At 64.4% G+C, this 17,761-nt stretch carries 6 protein-coding genes; 5 read left to right on the forward strand and 1 reads right to left on the reverse strand.

All coding sequences use genetic code 11. From position 1 onward, the window contains the following. The first annotated feature begins 82 nt into the window (after positions 1 to 82). The 3 genes from ACLH0I_RS09730 (at position 83) to ACLH0I_RS09740 (ending at position 2,684) form a co-directional block, all read left to right on the forward strand. Complete coding sequence (locus tag ACLH0I_RS09730; protein WP_250962332.1) at positions 83 to 709, forward strand: TetR/AcrR family transcriptional regulator; 627 nt, start codon at positions 83 to 85, stop codon at positions 707 to 709. A gap of 114 nt (positions 710 to 823) precedes the next feature. Further along, a complete protein-coding gene (locus ACLH0I_RS09735) occupies positions 824 to 1,600 on the forward strand; it encodes a substrate-binding periplasmic protein (protein WP_250962384.1) in 777 nt (258 codons plus the stop codon). Positions 1,601 to 1,670: 70 nt separating this feature from the next. Beyond that, a complete protein-coding gene (locus ACLH0I_RS09740) occupies positions 1,671 to 2,684 on the forward strand; it encodes a GNAT family N-acetyltransferase (RefSeq protein WP_250962331.1) in 1,014 nt (337 codons plus the stop codon). Positions 2,685 to 2,794: 110 nt separating this feature from the next. On the opposite strand, the gene ACLH0I_RS09745 is transcribed toward ACLH0I_RS09740, so the two are convergent. Further along, positions 2,795 to 3,343, reverse strand: coding sequence for an RNA polymerase factor sigma-70 (locus ACLH0I_RS09745; RefSeq protein WP_092327046.1), 549 nt, complete (start codon positions 3,341 to 3,343; stop codon positions 2,795 to 2,797). A gap of 281 nt (positions 3,344 to 3,624) precedes the next feature. On the opposite strand from ACLH0I_RS09745, the gene ACLH0I_RS09750 reads away from it, so the two are divergent. Together ACLH0I_RS09750 and ACLH0I_RS09755 are read left to right on the forward strand one after the other, a co-directional pair. Then, a complete protein-coding gene (locus ACLH0I_RS09750) occupies positions 3,625 to 16,629 on the forward strand; it encodes a non-ribosomal peptide synthetase (RefSeq protein WP_411386899.1) in 13,005 nt (4,334 codons plus the stop codon). Between the two features lie 198 nt (positions 16,630 to 16,827). Next, positions 16,828 to 17,634, forward strand: coding sequence for an alpha/beta fold hydrolase (locus ACLH0I_RS09755; protein ID WP_411386900.1), 807 nt, complete (start codon positions 16,828 to 16,830; stop codon positions 17,632 to 17,634). Positions 17,635 to 17,761 lie beyond the last annotated feature (127 nt).

Here is a 17,761-nt window from a genome sequence, read left to right on the forward strand (position 1 = left end):
CGCTCGGCTTAAATTGCCCGCGCCACCGATGGTTCGACGGGCAATGGCGGCGCGTTGGTTGATCGACTGTAGGAGAGAATGGGTGGACGAGCAAAAAGCCTTGGACGTGATGCGTGAGCTGGTCGACAGCGGGCAACTGACCGACCCTGACAGTGCTCGCGGCAAACTGCTCCAGACCGCCGCCCACCTGTTTCGCAACAAGGGCTTCGAGCGCACCACGGTGCGCGACCTGGCCAGTGCCGTGGGCATCCAGTCGGGCAGCATCTTTCACCATTTCAAAAGCAAGGATGAAATCCTGCGGGCGGTGATGGAAGAAACCATCCGCTACAACACTGCGCTGATGCGCGCCGCCCTGGCCGAGGCCGACGGCGTGCGCGGGCGGGTGCTGGCGCTGATCCGCTGCGAATTGCAGTCGATCATGGGCGGCACGGGCGAGGCCATGGCGGTGCTGGTCTATGAATGGCGTTCGCTTTCGGATGACGGACAGCAGCAGGTACTGGCCCTGCGTGATATTTATGAAGACTTGTGGCTGGAGGTTCTGGGCCAGGCCAAGGAGGACGGGTATATTCGCGGGGACGTGTCCATTACTCGACGGTTCCTCACGGGGGCGTTGTCCTGGACCACCACTTGGTTTCGCGCCGAAGGCAACTTGAGTCTCGATGAACTGGCCGAGCAGGCCCTGATCCTGGTGCTTGAAGAAAAACAATAATCGAACGGTGCTTTGAAGGGCCGTGTGGCTGGCTAAGCGGCTGAAACCGCCTAGCTTGATTGTAGTGACGGGACTTTTGGGGAGTGGGTTATCTTGACGTTTTTGCCGATGGGGATGACCTCGCGTGTGCTACTGGCTGCTTTGGCCGCTTTCCTGGCGTTGCCGATCGAGGCGGCGCAACAGGTGCGGATCGGCGCGGCGCATTTTCCGCCCTATACCGTTCGTCCCGAGAACGGCGCCGACACCGGCCTGCTGCCGCAGATGGTGGAGGCCTTGAACCAGTCGCAAAGCGACTATCAGTTCGTACTGGTGCCGACGTCGATCCCGCGCCGCTTCAACGATTTCAAGCAAGGCCGGGTCGACATGGCGATTTTCGAGAACCCCGAATGGGGTTGGCAGGATGTGCCACACACTGCCGTGGACATGGGCCTGGAAGATGCGGAGGTCTTCGTCGCCCAGCGCCAGCCGGATCGCCAGCAAAGTTATTTCGCCGACCTCAGGGGCAAGCGCCTGGCGTTGTTCAGCGGTTACCACTACGCCTTTGCCGAATTCAACCCCGACCCCAAGTTCCTCGCCGGCCAATACAACGCCACGCTGACGTATTCCCATGACAGCAACCTGCTGATGGTGTTGCGCGGGCGGGCGGATATCGCCCTGGTGACCCGTTCGTACCTCAACGATTACGTGTTGCGCAATCCGGAAGTCGGCCCGCAATTGCTGGTGTCCGAACGCATCGATCAGGTTTACCACCATTACGCGTTGCTCCGCCCGCAAGCGCCCATTTCCAGCGAAGCGTTCGCACAGTTGCTGCAAAAGCTGCGGGACAACGGTCAACTGCTGAAGATTTTCCAGCCCTACCAGATCCAGCTGGTGCCCACGCATTCCCATTGACGGTGACACTAAATTTCCCTTCCCGGCTCACGTCCCACGTTGACTACCGACGAATACGCGAGTCGCTCCCATGTCCAACCTCAACCACCCGACGACGCTGCCCTTGCCCGGCGGTCGTCGCCTCGGCGCCGATGAAACCGAACGCCACCTGAGCCTGATGCTCGAAGGCGCGCCGCTGATCCGGCTGCGCCTGGTGCGCGGTCCCGAGTTGCATGTGCATTTACAGGAAATCAACGACCGTCCGATGGGCCCGGCGTTGTGGGCAGCCTGCTATTGGCTGTTTGCCCGCGATCCCGAGTGCCAGCGCCTGACCTGGCACCTCGACGAGCGCCCTGGCGAAGCCTTGCTCAGCGGTTTACTGACGGGCACCGAACGTGCCGGTGAATACCGTTGCGAGCGCACGCTGTTCTGGCAATTGCCGCAGCCTTGGCTGGGGGAGTCGTTCAGCGGCAGTTACCCGCAACAGATGGTTATCACCGATGGTCGTCGCCATCCACGCCGGCCGATCAAGCCGCGCGGTGAGGTGTACCGACGTTTCGATGCGCGGCTGGGGGCCTGGGTGTCCTTGCGCACCCTGGAAATCGAGCAGGACCTGGAACGTTTCAACCGCTGGCAGAACAGCCCGCGGGTGGCGAGTTTCTGGCAGGAGGAGGGCAGCCTGGAACAGCATCGCGAGTACCTGGGCAAGCTGCAGGCCGATCCGCGGGTCTTGACCCTGATCGGTTGCTTCGATGACCAGCCGTTCGCTTACTTCGAAGCCTATTGGGCCAAGGAGGATCGGATCGCGCCGTTCTATGAGGCCGACCACTACGACCGCGGCATCCATATGCTGGTGGGCGAAGAGCAGCACCGCGGGCCGCACAAGGTGGCGAGCTGGCTGTCGGCGCTGGTGCACTACCTGTTCCTGGACGACCCGCGCACCCAGCGCGTGGTCGCCGAGCCCCGGGCCGACAATGCGCGGATGATCGGGCACTTGCATGACCAGTGCTTTCATTGCGAGAAGGAATTCGATTTTCCCCACAAGCGCGCGGCGCTGATGATCCTGGGGCGTGAGCGGTTCTTTGATCGGTGTGGGTTGATGTGAAACCTTATGGCCTCATCGCGAGCAAGCTCGCTCCCACAGTGGATCTTCAGTGATTGCCAGAATTGTGGGAGCGAGCTTGCTCGCGATGAGGCCGGCAAAACCACCGCAAGTTACCGCCGGGCGAACGTATCCCCGCGAACCCCCGACACCTTGCGGCAATGCACCAGCGCGTCGCGGATCATGAAGTTCACCAGGGTCGGCGAGACGCCCAGTTCCTTGGCGATGTCCTTCTGCGGCACGCCGTGCAGGCGGTACATCTCGAAGGCATAGCGGGTGCGGCTGGGCAGTTCGGTCAGCGCGTCGGCGATGTGCTCCAGCGTGGAGAAGTTGATATGGGAGGTTTCTGGCGAAGCACCCTGGATCACCACGTTCAACCCTTCCTCTTCCGGCCCCGAGTATCGCTGTTCCAGCGCCTGCTTGCGGTAGTGGTCGATCGCCAGGTTGCGCACGATCTGAAACAGGTAACTGAGCTGTGCCTTGAACGAGGAGGTGATTTGTGGCGCCGATTGCAGCCGGAAAAAAGCGTCCTGCACCACATCTTCCGCGCGGGACCGGCAGCCGGTAATGCGCGCCGCGATCTTGACCAGGATCAGTCGGTTATCGACGAACGCCTGGAGTAACGGTGAGTCGCACCTGCTTGTGGATACTTGTTCCGTCATGGAATTCACCTTGCTGCAAAAAGTTAGCGGGACGTCCGGATGCCGGACCCGTCCTACACATCGAGCGCCAAATTAGGCTTAATGATAATGATTGTCAATTGAGAAGAAGAATTATTGATGCGATAAAGTCCAGTCTCGGCGCCGCGACCCATTGCCGCGGCGCCTGGCTGTCGGATGCTTCGCGGCAGGCCTTGGTGAGTCAGCTGCCCGACTAATTATTTGCCGCCGCTATCCGTTCCATGGGGGACAACTTGCAAGCCGAATTCAGGCAGGAAACCCCCATGACCGACGCGTTCGAACTCCCCAGCACCCTGGCTCATGCCCTCCAGCGCCGTGCCGCGCTGACGCCGGACCGGGTGGCCCTGCGCTTCCTTGCCGACACCCCTGGGCAGGGTGTGGTGTTGAGTTATCGCGACCTGGACCTGCGCGCCCGGACCATCGCCAGCGCCTTGCAGGCCGACGCGGCGCTGGGCGATCGCGTGGTGCTGCTGTTCCCCAGTGGCCCGGATTACGTCGCAGCGTTCTTTGGCTGTCTCTACGCCGGGGTGATTGCCGTGCCGGCCTATCCGCCGGAATCCACTCGTCGCCACCATCAAGAGCGACTGTTGTCGATCCTCAAGGACGCCGAACCGCGCCTGCTGCTCACCAGCAGCGACCTGCGCGAACCGCTGCAAGCCATCGAATCGGCGCCACCGGTAGTGTGCGTCGATACCCTCGACCCGGCCCGCGCCGGACAATGGCGGATGCCGATGCTGCAGGACGATGACATTGCCTTCCTGCAATACACCTCCGGTTCCACTGCATTGCCCAAGGGCGTGCAGGTCAGCCACGGCAACCTGGTGGCCAACGAATTGCTGATCCGCCATGGCTTCGGCATCGACCTGAACCCCGACGATGTGATCGTCAGTTGGCTGCCGCTGTACCACGACATGGGCCTGATTGGCGGCCTGTTGCAGCCAGTGTTCAGTGGCGTTCCCTGTGTATTGATGTCCCCGGCTTATTTCCTGGCCCGCCCCCTGCGTTGGCTCGAAGCGATCAGCGAATACGGCGGCACCATCAGCGGTGGTCCGGATTTCGCCTACCGGTTATGCAGCGAGCGGGTCAGTGATTCAGCCCTGCAGCGTCTCGACCTGAGCGGCTGGCGCGTGGCCTATTCCGGCTCCGAGCCGATTCGCCTCGACACCCTGGAACGATTTGCCGAGAAGTTCGCCCCGTGCGGCTTCACGCCAGATAATTTCATGGCCTCCTACGGCCTGGCCGAAGCGACCTTGTTCGTCGCCGGCACGCCACGCCACCATGGCATTCCTTCGCTGCGGGTGGTTGAGGCGGCACTGGCGCAAAACCGGGTCGAGCCGGGGCAGGGCAGCGCGGTGATGAGTTGTGGTGTCAGTCAGCCCGGGCACGCGGTGCTGGTCGTCGAGCCGGCGACGTTGCAGCCATTGGCCGACAATCAGGTCGGTGAAGTCTGGGCCGCCGGGCCGAGCATCGCCCTGGGCTATTGGCGCAACCCTGAAGCCAGCACGAAGACCTTTGTCCAGCACGACGGCCGGACCTGGCTGCGCACCGGTGACCTGGGATTCCTGCGCGGCGGTGAACTGTTCATCACCGGGCGCCTGAAAGACTTGCTGATCGTGCGCGGGCACAACCTTTATCCCCAGGACATCGAGCAAACCATCGAGCGTGAAGTGGAGGTGGTGCGCAAGGGCCGGGTGGCGGCGTTCTCGGTCAACGACGGGGGGGAGGAAGGCATCGGCATCGCCGCGGAAATCAGCCGCAGCGTGCAGAAAATCCTGCCGCCGGAAGCCCTGATCAAGCTCATTCGCCAGGCGGTGGCCGAGGCCTGCCAGCAAGCCCCAAGCGTGGTGGTGCTGCTCAATCCCGGCGCGTTGCCCAAGACCTCCAGCGGCAAGTTGCAGCGCTCGGCCTGCCGCACCCGATTGGCCGACGGCAGCTTGGACAGTTATGCCCAGTTCCCCTCAGCCGAAGTAACCCCGTCAACCGAAGTCACCGTGGCGGATGAGTCCGCGCAGTCCTGCGAATTGCAAACCCTCATCGGCCAGGTCTGGCGAGAGCAGCTACAGGTCGAGCAAGTCCAGGCTGATGATCATTTTTTCCTGCTGGGTGGCAACTCCATCGCTGCCACCCAGGTGATTGCGCGATTGAGTGAAACCCTCGGACTGGCGCTCAACCTGCGCCTGCTGTTCGAAGCCCCGACCCTGGCCGCGTTCGCGGCAGCGGTGGCGAACCAGCAGCAGGACGGCGGCCAGGCCCGGGGCGCCATCAGCGCGTTGCCGCGCCACGCGCCACTGCCGCAATCCCTGGCGCAGAACCGTTTATGGATCACCTGGCAGCTCGACCCGACGAGCCGCGCCTACAACATTCCCGGTGGCTTGCACCTGCGCGGCGAGTTGGACGAAGACGCCTTGCGCGCCAGCTTCCAGCGACTGATCGAGCGTCATGAATCCCTGCGCACACGGTTCCTGGAGCGCGATGGCGTGGCCCTGCAACAAGTCGATCCGGCCGGCGAGTTCGAGCTGCATGTCATCGACCTTGGCGACCTGCCTGCCGACTCGCACGCAGCCCGGGTGCGACAGGTTCGAGAAGACGAGGCGGCCACGCGGTTCGATCTGGAGAAGGGACCGTTGCTGCGGGTCACCCTGCTGCGCCTCGACGAGGATGACCATCAACTGCTGGTGACGCTGCACCACGTCATCGCCGACGGTTGGTCGATGAATGTGTTGATCGAAGAGTTCTCCCGCTTGTACGCCGCCGCTTCCCAAGGGCAGGTCGCCGAGCTTGCGCCATTGCCCTTGCAGTACGCCGACTACGGCAGTTGGCAGCGCCAGTGGCTGGCCGAGGGCGAGGCCGAGCGTCAACTGAGCTATTGGAAGCAGCAACTGGGCGCTGAGCACTCGGCCCTGATGTTGGGCACGGATCATCCACGCAGCGCTCAACGCCAACGCAGCGCCGCGCGGCACAGTTTGCGCCTGGACAAGGACCTCGGCGAGGCCCTGCGCCAAGTGGCCCTGGCCCATGACGCGACGCCGTTCATGCTGTTGCTGGCCGCCTTCCAGGCGCTGTTGCAGCGTTACACCGGGCAATCCGACTTGCGCATCGGTGTACCCAACGCCAACCGTCCGCGCCTGGAAACCCAGGGGTTAATTGGCTTCTTCATCAACACCCAGGTCCTGCGTGGGCAGGTCGATTCCCGGCAATCGTTCGCCGCGCTGCTGGCCCAGGCCCGCGAAGCCACGCTGGGTGCCCAGGCTCACCAGGACCTGCCGTTCGAACAACTGCTCGAAGCGTTTCCCGAGGCGCGCGAGCACGGCCTGTTCCAAGTGATGTTCAACCACCAGCAACGTGACCTGAGCGCCTTGCGACGCCTGCCGGGGCTGCTCGCCGAAGAGTTGCCGTGGCACAGCCGCGAAGCCAAGTTCGATCTGCAACTGCACAGCGAAGAAGATCGCAACGGTCGCTTGACCCTGTCGTTCGACTACGCCGACGAATTGTTCGAGGCGACGACCATCGCCCGCCTGGCGGAGCACTACTGCAACCTGTTGCGGGCGGTCTGTGCCGATCCGCAGCAAGCCATTGGCGACGTGCCGCTGTTGACCGCCGATGAGCACCGCCAACAGCAGCAATGGAGCGCGGCCCCGTGCGCGCCGGCCAGTCAATGGCTGCCGGAGCTGCTGAACGAGCAGGCCCGTTGCACGCCACAACGGATCGCGTTGCGCTGGGACGGCGGTCAACTCGATTATGCCGAGCTGCACGCCCAGGCCAATCGCTTGGCCCATTACCTGCGGGACAAGGGCGTTGGCCCGGATGTCTGCGTGGCGATTGCCGCCGAGCGTTCGCCGCAGTTGCTCATCGGTGTGCTGGCCATCATCAAGGCCGGCGGCGCCTACGTGCCGCTGGATGCGGATTACCCGGCCGAACGCCTGGCCTACATGCTCCACGACAGTGGCGTCGATCTGCTGCTGACCCAAACCGCGTTGCTGGAGCATTTGCCAGCCTGCGACGGCGTCAGTGTCATCGCCATGGACGCCCTGCACCTGGAGCAATGGCCGAGCAACCCGCCGGGCCTGCACCTGCACGGCGATCACCTGGCCTACGTGATCTACACCTCCGGTTCCACCGGTCAGCCCAAAGGCGTCGGCAACACCCACGCGGCCCTGGCCGAGCGGCTGCAATGGATGCAAGCGACCTACGGGCTGGAGGCCAGCGATGTGCTGATGCAAAAGGCCCCCATCAGTTTCGACGTGTCGGTCTGGGAATGCTTCTGGCCGCTGATCACGGGCAGCCAACTGGTGCTGGCCGGCCCCGGCGAACACCGTGACCCGCACCGCATCGCCCAGTTGGTGCGGCAGTTTGGCGTCACCACGCTGCACTTCGTGCCGCCGTTGCTCAGCCTGTTTATCGATGAGCCCCTGAGTGCCCGCTGCACCAGCCTGCGCCGGCTGTTTTCCGGCGGCGAAGCCTTGTCGGCCGAGTTGCGCAATCGGGTGTTGGCGCAACTGCCGTCGGTGCAGTTGCACAACCGCTACGGCCCGACCGAAACCGCCATCAACGTCACCCATTGGCAGTGCACCGAAGCCGATGGCGAGCGCTCGCCCATCGGCCGTCCCTTGGGCAACGTCCTGTGCCGGGTGCTCGACAGCAACCTCAATCCGGTGCCGGCCGGTGTCCCGGGCGAGCTGTGCATCGGCGGCCTGGGCCTGGCCCGGGGTTACCTCGGACGTCCGGGCCTGAGCGCCGAGCGTTTCGTCGCCGACCCCTTGGGCCCGGCCGGGGCGCGGTTGTACCGGACTGGCGACCGCGCCCGTTGGAGCGCCGACGGTGTGATCGAATACCTCGGCCGCCTCGACCAGCAGGTCAAGCTGCGCGGCTTCCGGGTCGAGCCGCAGGAAATCGAAGCGTGCCTGCTGGCCCAGGACGGCGTCGCCCAAGTGGCGGTGCTGGTGCGCGACACCTCGGCCGGCCCGCAACTGATCGGCTATTACACCGCGCCGGATGTCGCTCAAGGTCAGGACGAGTTGAATAGTCGACTCAAGGCCGCCCTGGCCGCCGAGCTGCCGGACTACATGGTGCCGGCCCAACTGCTGCGCCTGGACACCATGCCCTTGAGCCCGAGCGGCAAGCTCGACCGTCGCGCCTTGCCCGAACCGCACTGGCAGGTGCGCGAGCACGTCGAGCCGGTCAGCGCCCTCGAACAGCAAATCGCCGGCATCTGGCGCGATGTGCTGGGACTGGCGCGTATCGGCCTGCGGGACGATTTCTTTGCCCTCGGCGGCCATTCGCTGCTGGCGACCCAGATCATTTCCCGCACTCGCCAGGCCTGTGACGTGGAACTGCCGTTGCGGGCGCTGTTCGAGGCCAGTGAATTGGGAGCCTTCGCCGAACAGGTGCGCTTGATCCAGGCCAGCGGCCAGACCAACCGCCAGCCAGCCATCGAGCAGGTCGACCGCAGTCAACCGGTGCCGCTGTCGTATTCCCAGCAGCGCATGTGGTTCCTCTGGCAAATGGAGCCGGACAGCCCGGCCTACAACGTCGGCGGCATGGCGCGCTTGCGCGGGGTACTGGATGTCGGGCGCTTCGAGGCGGCCTTGCAGGCATTGATCCTGCGTCACGAAACCCTGCGCACCACGTTCCCGAGCGTCGACGGCGTGGCCCGCCAACAGGTGCACAACGAGACGGGCCTGCGCATGGACTGGAAGGACTTCTCGACACTGGCCGCCGACACGCGCCAGCAGCGGGTGCAGCAACTGGCGGACAGCGAGGCCCACCAGCCATTCGACCTGGAAACCGGGCCGCTGCTACGGGCCTGCCTGGTCAAGACCGCCGAGCATGAACATTACTTTGTCCTGACGCTGCACCACATCGTCACCGAAGGCTGGGCGATGGACATTTTCGCCCGGGAACTGAGCGCGTTGTACGAAGCCTTTGTCGACGACCGCGAGTCGCCGCTCGAGCCCTTGCCGGTGCAATACCTGGACTACAGCGTCTGGCAGCGCCAGTGGCTGGAGTCCGGCGAGCGTCAGCGGCAGCTGGATTACTGGACCGCGCAACTGGGCCGCGAACACCCGCTGCTGGAACTGCCCGGCGACCGCCCGCGTCCGTCCGTGCAGAGTCATCGCGGCGAATTGTTCCGTTTCGATCTGAGCGATGAACTGGCGGCGCGGGTCCGCGCCTTCAATGCGCAACAGGGCCTGACCCTGTTCATGACCATGACCGCCGCCCTGGCGGTGCTGCTTTACCGCTACAGCGGGCAGACCGACCTGCGCATCGGCGCGCCGGTGGCCAACCGTATCCGTCCGGAAAGCGAAGGGCTGATCGGTGCGTTCCTCAATACCCAAGTGCTGCGTTGCCAACTCGACGGGCAAATGTCGGTGGGCGAGTTGTTCGAACAGGTCCGCCATACCGTCATCGAAGGCCAGTCCCATCAGGACTTGCCGTTCGATCATCTGGTGGAAGCCCTGCAACCACCGCGCAGTGCGGCCTACAACCCGCTGTTCCAAGTGATGTGCAACGTGCAGCGCTGGGAGTTCCAACAGAGCCGCACGCTGGCCGGCATGAGCGTCGAATACCTGGTCAACGACGCCCGGGCCACCAAGTTCGACCTCAACCTGGAAGTCACGGATCTGGACCAGCGCCTGGATTGCTGCCTGACCTACAGCACCGACCTGTTCGACGAGCCGCGCATCGCGCGCATGGCCGGGCACTGGCGTAACCTGCTGGAAGCGTTGCTGGTCGATCCGGCCCGCCGGTTGAGCGAGCTGCCGTTGCTGGAGGCTGGCGAGCAGCAACAATTGCTCGACAGCCTGGGCGTCGAGCCCGGTGAGCATCGCCTCGACCAATGCATCCACGGACTGTTCGACGAACAGGCCCGGGCGCGTCCCGATGCGCCGGCCCTGACCTTCGCCGGGCAGACCCTGACGTATGCGCAACTGGACAGCCGCGCCAATCGCCTGGCCTGGCACTTGCGCGAGCGAGGCGTCGGACCACAGGTGCGGGTCGGCCTGGCCCTGGAGCGTTCGCTGGAAATGGTCGTCGGCCTGCTGGCGATCCTCAAGGCCGGCGGTGCCTACGTGCCGCTGGATCCGGAATACCCGCTGGATCGCCTGCACTACATGGTCGAAGACAGCGGCATCAGCCTGTTGCTCAGCGATCGGGCTATGCTCCAGGCCCTGGGTGCTTTGCCCGAGGGCGTGGGCTGCTGGTGCCTGGAAGACGACTCGGCGGCCTTGGCCCACTACCCGGACCACCCGCTGCCGTTGATCAACCTGCCGCAACACCAGGCGTACCTGATCTACACCTCCGGCTCCACCGGCAAGCCCAAGGGCGTGGTGGTGTCCCACGGTGAAATCGCCATGCATTGCCAGGCGGTGATCCAGCGCTTTGGCATGCGCCCGGACGATTGCGAGCTGCATTTCTATTCCATCAACTTCGACGCCGCCACCGAACGCCTGTTGGTGCCGTTGCTCAGTGGTGCCCAAGTAGTGCTGCGTGCCCAAGGCCAGTGGGACGCCGAGGAGATCTGCGAGCTGATTCGCCAGCATCGCATCAACATTCTCGGCTTCACCCCCAGCTATGGCAGTCAGTTGGCGCAGTGGTTGGCGACCCAAGGGCAGACCTTGCCGGTGCGCATGTGCATCACCGGCGGCGAAGCCCTGACCGGCGAGCATTTGCAGCGCATTCGCGCAGCGTTCAGCCCGAGCCTGTTCTTCAACGCCTACGGTCCGACCGAAACCGTGGTCATGCCGCTGGCGAGCCTGGCCCCCGAGCAATTGGAGGAGGGCGCGGCCAGTGTGCCGATTGGCAGCGTGATCGGTGCCCGGGTGGCCTACATCCTCGACGCTGACCTGGCGTTGGTGCCGCCAGGTGCCACGGGTGAGTTGTACGTCGGCGGTGCTGGCCTGGCCCAGGGTTATCACCAGCGTCCGGGCATGACCGCCGAGCGTTTCGTCGCCGACCCGTTCGCCTCCGAAGGCGGACGCTTGTATCGCACCGGCGACCTGGTGCGCCAGCGTGCCGACGGTCTGGTGGAGTATTTGGGACGGATCGACCATCAGGTGAAAATCCGTGGTTTCCGCATCGAGCTGGGGGAAATCGAAACCCGCCTGCTGGAACATGAGACGGTGCGCGAGGCCGTGGTCCTGGCTCTCGACCTGCCGGGCGGCAAGCAACTGGCCGGCTACCTGGTGAGCGACATCGCCAGCCAGGACGGCGAGCAACAAGCGACCCTGCGCGACGCCTTGAAGAACCATCTCAAGGCCCAACTGCCGGACTACATGGTGCCCACGCACCTGATCCTGCTGGCGAGCATGCCGCTGACCGCCAACGGCAAGCTCGACCGCCGCGCCTTGCCGCTGCCCGATCCTGAGCTCAATCGCCAACACTACGTGGCGCCGAGCAATGCCCTGGAGCAGACCCTGGCGGCGATCTGGTGCGACGTGCTGAACGTGACGCAGGTGGGCCTCAACGATAACTTCTTCGAACTGGGCGGCGATTCGATCCTGTCGATCCAGGTGGTCAGCCGCGCCCGGCAGCAGGGCATTCATTTCACGCCCCGGGACTTGTTCCAGCACCAGACCGTACAGACCCTGGCCGCCGTTGCCACGCGCAGCCAGCAGGTGCACGCCGAACAGGGCCTGGTGCAGGGTGAGTCCGGGTTGACGCCGATCCAGCATTGGTTCTTCGACCGCCCGATGCCCAACCGGCATCACTGGAACCAGGCGTTGCTGCTGGAACCGACCACGGCCCTGGACCCGCAACCGCTGGAACAGGCCCTGCACGCGATCTTCCAGCACCACGATGCCTTGCGCCTGGTCTTCGGCGAAACCGCCGGGCACTGGCGCGCCGAGCACCAGCCGCTGTCTGACGCCGTGCTGTTGCAGCAGGTATCCGTGGACACCGCGCAAGCGTGCGAAGCGTTGTTTGCCCAGGCGCAGAGCCGTTTCAATCTAGCCACCGGGCCGTTGCTGCATGCCGTGTTGGCGCAAACGCCGGATGGCCGGCAACGGTTGCTGATCGTCATCCATCACCTGGTGGTGGACGGTGTGTCGTGGCGGGTGCTGATGGACGACCTGCAAACCGTCTACCGCCAGCTCGTCGCCGGGCAAGAGGCGCAATTGCCGGCCAAGACCAGCCCGTTGCGTGACTGGACTGCGCGTTTGCAGGCTTACGCCGGCAGCGAATCCCTGCGCGAAGAACTCGGTTGGTGGCAAGCGCAGTTGAGCGGTGCGCACGTCGCGCTGCCGTGCACGAACCCCGAGGGTGGAGGCCAGGAGCGTCACGGGCAAACCGTCAGCGTGCGCCTGGACGCCGAGCGCACCCGGCAGCTGCTGCAACAGGCGCCGAGCGCCTACCGCACCCAGGTCAATGACCTGCTGCTCACGGCGCTGGCTCGAGTGTTGTGCCGATGGAGCGGCCATGATTCGGCCCTGGTCCAGCTCGAAGGCCACGGCCGCGAAGCGCTGTTCGACGACCTCGACCTGACCCGCACCGTGGGTTGGCTCACCAGCGTCTACCCCGTGCGCCTGACTCCCGCGAGCGAAAGCGTCAGCGGCTCGATCAAGGCTATCAAGGAGCAGCTGCGCGCGGTGCCCCACAAGGGCCTCGGTTATGGTGTGCTGCGCTACCTGGCGGACGCGGCGACTCGCGAGGCGATGGCCGGCCTGTCGCACGCGGCGATCACCTTCAACTACCTGGGCCAGCTCGACCAGACCTTGGGCCAGGAGGCGCTGTTCCAGCCGCTGGATGCGCCGCTGGGAGCGATCCATGATCCCGCCGCGCCGCTGCCCAATGAGCTGAGCGTCGACAGCCAGGTCAGCGGCGGCGAGCTGGTGTTGCGTTGGACCTTCAGTGCCGAACGTCATGAGCCCGAGACCATTGCCACGCTGGCCGAGGCCTACCTCGATGAGTTGCAACGCCTGATCGAACACTGCCTGACGGACGAGGCGGGCGGCCTGACGCCTTCGGACTTCCCCCTGGCGAAGCTGACCCAGGGCCAGCTCGACAGCCTGCCTGTGCCGGCCGCGCAGATCGAAGACGTCTACCCGTTGACGCCGATGCAGGAAGGCATGCTGCTGCATACCCTGCTGGAGCCGGGCACTGGCCTGTACTACATGCAGGATCGCTACCGCATCAACAGCGAACTGGACCCGCAGCGTTTCGCCCAGGCCTGGCAGGCGGTCATCGCTCGCCACGAAGCCTTGCGCGCCTCGTTCTGCTGGAACGTTGGCGAAGACATGCTGCAAATCATCCACAAGCCCGGCCGCACGCCAGTGGACTATCTCGACTGGACCGAGGTGGCCGAAGACGCCCAGGAAGCCAAGCTCCAGGCCCTGCTCAAGGATGAGCGCGAGGCCGGTTTCGATCTGTTGAACCAGGCCCCGTTCCACTTGCGGCTGATCCGGGTCGGCGCGGCACGCTACTGGTTCATGATGAGCAATCACCACATCCTCATCGATGCCTGGTGCCGTTCGCTGCTGATGGACGACTTCTTCGAGGTCTACACCGCCCTGGGTGAACAACGCGAACCGCAGTTGGCCGTGCCGCCGCGCTATCGCGACTACATCGGCTGGCTGCAGCACCAGAGCCTGGACGAAGCCCGGCAGTGGTGGAAGGACAACCTGCAAGGTTTCGAGCGGACCACGCCGATCCCTGGCGACCGGCCGTTCCTGCGCGAGCACGCCGGTGACAGCGGCGGCATGATCGTCGGCGACTGCTACACCCGCCTCGACGTTCGGGACGGTGCGCGGCTGCGGGAGCTGGCCCAGGCCCATCAACTGACGGTCAACACCTTCGCCCAGGCGGCATGGGCCCTGGTACTGCGCCGGGTCAGCGGCGACCGCGACGTGTTGTTCGGGGTCACCGTGGCCGGGCGCCCGGTGGAGCTGCCGCAGATGCAACGCACCGTGGGACTGTTCATCAACAGCATCGCCTTGCGCGTGCAGATGCCCGAGGTTCATCAGCGCAGCAGCGTGCGCCAGTGGCTCAGCGATCTGCTGGACCGCAACATGCAACTGCGCGAGTACGAATACTTGCCGTTGGTGAGCATCCAGGAAGTCAGCGAACTGCCCAAGGGCCAGCCATTGTTCGACAGCTTGTTCGTGTTCGAGAACGCGCCGGTGGAGGTTTCGGTGCTGGACCGCGCCCAAAGCCTCAACGCCACTTCAGACTCGGGTCGTACCCACACCAACTTCCCGCTGACGGCGGTCTGCTACCCGGGAGACGACCTGGGGCTGCACCTTTCGTACGACCAGCGCTACTTCGATGAAAGCACCGTCCAAGGCCTGCTGGGCGAGTTCAAGCGGCTGCTGCTGGCGCTGATGGAGGGCTTGCACGGCGATATGAGCGAGCTGCCGCTGATCGGTGCCGAAGAACAGGCTTTCCTGATCGAAGGCTGCAACCAGAGCGAGCATGCTTATCCGCTGGAGCAGAGCTACGTCGAGTTGTTCGAGGCGCGGGTCGCGGCCCATCCGCAACGCCCGGCGGTCAGTTGCCCGGACGCGACCTACAGCTACGCCGAGTTGAATGCCCGCAGCAACCGCCTCGGTCACGCCCTGATTGCGGCCGGTGTCGGCCTGGATCAACCGGTGGCGCTGCTGGCCGAACGAGATGCCGAGTTGCTGGGCATGATCATCGGCAGCTTCAAGGCCGGTGCCGGTTACCTGCCGCTGGATCCCGGCCTGCCAAGCCAGCGCCTGAGCCGCATCATCGAATTGAGCCGCACGCCGTTGCTGGTCTGCACCCAGGCCTGCCAGGCCCAGGCACAGGCCTTGTTGGATGAGTTCGCCTGCTCCGGGCGGCCGAAGCTGCTGGTGTGGGAAAGCGTCCAGGCCGGCGACTTTTCCCCGCAAAACCCTGGCGTCTACAGCGGGCCGGACAACCTCGCCTACGTGATCTACACCTCCGGCTCCACCGGCCTGCCCAAGGGCGTGATGGTGGAACAACGGGGCATGCTCAACAACCAACTGAGCAAAGTGCCTTACTTGGCGCTGAGCGAGGCGGATGTGATTGCCCAGACGGCTTCCCAGAGCTTCGATATTTCGGTCTGGCAGTTCCTCGCCGCGCCGTTGTTCGGCGCCCGGGTCGACATCGTGCCCAACGCCATCGCCCACGATCCGCAAGGGCTGCTAGGGCATGTGCAACAGCAGGGCATTACCGTGCTGGAAAGCGTGCCGTCGCTGATCCAGGGCATGCTCGCCCAGGAACGCATCAGTCTGGACGGCCTGCGCTGGATGCTGCCCACCGGCGAAGCGATGCCGCCGGAACTGGCTCACCAGTGGTTGTTGCGCTACCCGGACATCGGCCTTGTCAACGCCTACGGCCCGGCGGAATGCTCCGACGACGTAGCGTTCTTCCGCGTCGATCAGGCGTCGACCCGCGGCACTTACTTGCCGATTGGCACGCCCACCGACAACAACCGTTTGTATTTGCTCGACGGCGCGCTGGACCTGGTGCCGCTGGGCGCGGTGGGCGAGTTGTGCGTGGCGGGCACCGGGGTCGGGCGTGGTTATGTCAGCGATCCGTTGCGCACTGCCCCGGTGTTCGTGCCGAACCCGTTCGGGGCGCCGGGGGAACGGCTGTACCGCACCGGCGACTTGGCGCGGCGGCGCAGCGACGGGGTCTTGGAATACGTCGGGCGCATCGACCATCAGGTGAAGATCCGCGGCTACCGCATCGAGCTGGGGGAAATCGAGGCTCGGTTGCATGAACAGCCGGAAGTGCGCGATGGCGCGGTGGGCGTGCAGGATGGGGCCAATGGCAAACATCTGGTGGGCTACCTCGTGGCCACCGACTCGGCGCTGAAACCCGCCGAACGCCTGGAGCGTATCAAGCAGCGCCTGCGGACCGAACTGCCCGAATACATGGTGCCGCTGCACTGGCTGTGGCTCGACCGCCTGCCCCTCAACGCCAACGGCAAACTGGACCGCAAGGCCTTGCCTGCCCTGGAGATCGGCCAGTTGCACAGCCAGGACTACCGGGCCCCCGGCAATGAGCTGGAACAGACCCTGGCCGACATCTGGGCCCAGGTGCTGAAAGTCGAGCGGGTAGGGGTGAAGGACAACTTCTTCGAACTGGGCGGCCATTCCTTGCTGGCGACGCAAATCGCCTCACGGGTGCAAAAGGCCCTGCAACGCAATGTGCCACTGCGGGCAATGTTCGAGTGCAGCACGGTGCAGGAACTGGCCGAGTACATCGACGGGCTGGCGGCCAGTGAGATGACCGAGGAGAAGGTGGATCGGTTGAATGACCTGATGGCGGAGTTGGAAGGCATGTAGTTTTGCGCTGTCTTTGATGTCCTCATCGCGAGCAAGCTCGCTCCCACATGGGATTTGCGTCGATCACAAAACCCTGTGGGAGCGAGCTTGCTCGCGATGGCGGTGGCACAAACAGCAAAAAACCCAAGGTTGACGCCTCGCGCCTGGCGGCTCAGTCTCCCCAGGGCTTTTTTCCAGACTCAAACAAGGAGGTCACCGATGCCCTTTGCAATGATCGACGGACAACCGCTCCATTATCTGGACCAGGGCCAAGGCCCGGTGGTGCTGCTGGGCAGCAGCTATCTGTGGGATCACAGCATGTGGGCGCCGCAGATCGAGGTGTTGTCCCGGCATTACCGGGTCATCGCATTGGACTTGTGGGGCCACGGCCAGTCCGGACGCTTGCCAGAAGGCATGTCTTCCCTGGACGACCTGGCCCGCCAGACGCTGGCATTGATGGATAACCTAAATATTGACTGCTTCAACCTGGTCGGGCTTTCAGTGGGCGGGATGTGGGGCGCGCGGCTGGCACTGGCGGCGCCCGGGCGCGTGCAGTCGCTGGTATTGATGGACACCTACGTCGGTGTCGAGCCTGAGCCGACCCGGCTTTACTACTTCTCGCTGTTCGACAAGATCGAAGCCAGCGGCAGTATCCCCGAGCCGTTGCTGGACATCGTCGTGCCGATCTTCTTCCGGCCGGGTATCGATCCGCAGTCAGCGCTCTACCAGCGGTTCCGCGCCACCTTGGCCGCGTTGCCGACCGAGCGCCTGCGCGACAGCATCGTGCCGCTGGGGCGGATCATTTTTGGCCGGGACGACATCCTGCCGCGCCTGCATGAACTGGACGCCAAGCGCACGCTGGTGATGTGCGGCGACCAGGACAAGCCGCGTCCACCGTCCGAGGCGTTGGAAATGGCCGAGCTGATTGGTTGCTCTCATGTGCTGATTCCCGAGGCTGGACATATTTCCAACCTGGAGAATCCGGAATTCGTGACAGAGGCGTTGCTGGAGTTCCTGCGTCGCTGAACTATCCCCATCGCGAGCAGGCTTGCTCCCTCAGGGATTTCGTAACCAATGCCAATCTACTGTGGGAGCGAGCTTGCTCGCGATTGCGGTGTGTCTGTCATATCAATGCTGACTGATCTGCCTCTAT

Source organism: Pseudomonas sp. MPB03, assembly GCF_046605385.1.
In the GTDB taxonomy this organism is placed as follows: domain Bacteria; phylum Pseudomonadota; class Gammaproteobacteria; order Pseudomonadales; family Pseudomonadaceae; genus Aquipseudomonas; species Aquipseudomonas zanjanensis.

Coding starts and splice junctions, on each gene's coding strand:
- ACLH0I_RS09755 (WP_411386900.1), top strand. CDS start 16,828: ATGCCCTTTGCAATGATCGACGGACAACCGCTCCATTATCTGGACCAG.
- ACLH0I_RS09735 (WP_250962384.1), top strand. CDS start 824: ATGACCTCGCGTGTGCTACTGGCTGCTTTGGCCGCTTTCCTGGCGTTG.
- ACLH0I_RS09750 (WP_411386899.1), top strand. CDS start 3,625: ATGACCGACGCGTTCGAACTCCCCAGCACCCTGGCTCATGCCCTCCAG.
- ACLH0I_RS09745 (WP_092327046.1), bottom strand. CDS start 3,343: ATGACGGAACAAGTATCCACAAGCAGGTGCGACTCACCGTTACTCCAG.
- ACLH0I_RS09740 (WP_250962331.1), top strand. CDS start 1,671: ATGTCCAACCTCAACCACCCGACGACGCTGCCCTTGCCCGGCGGTCGT.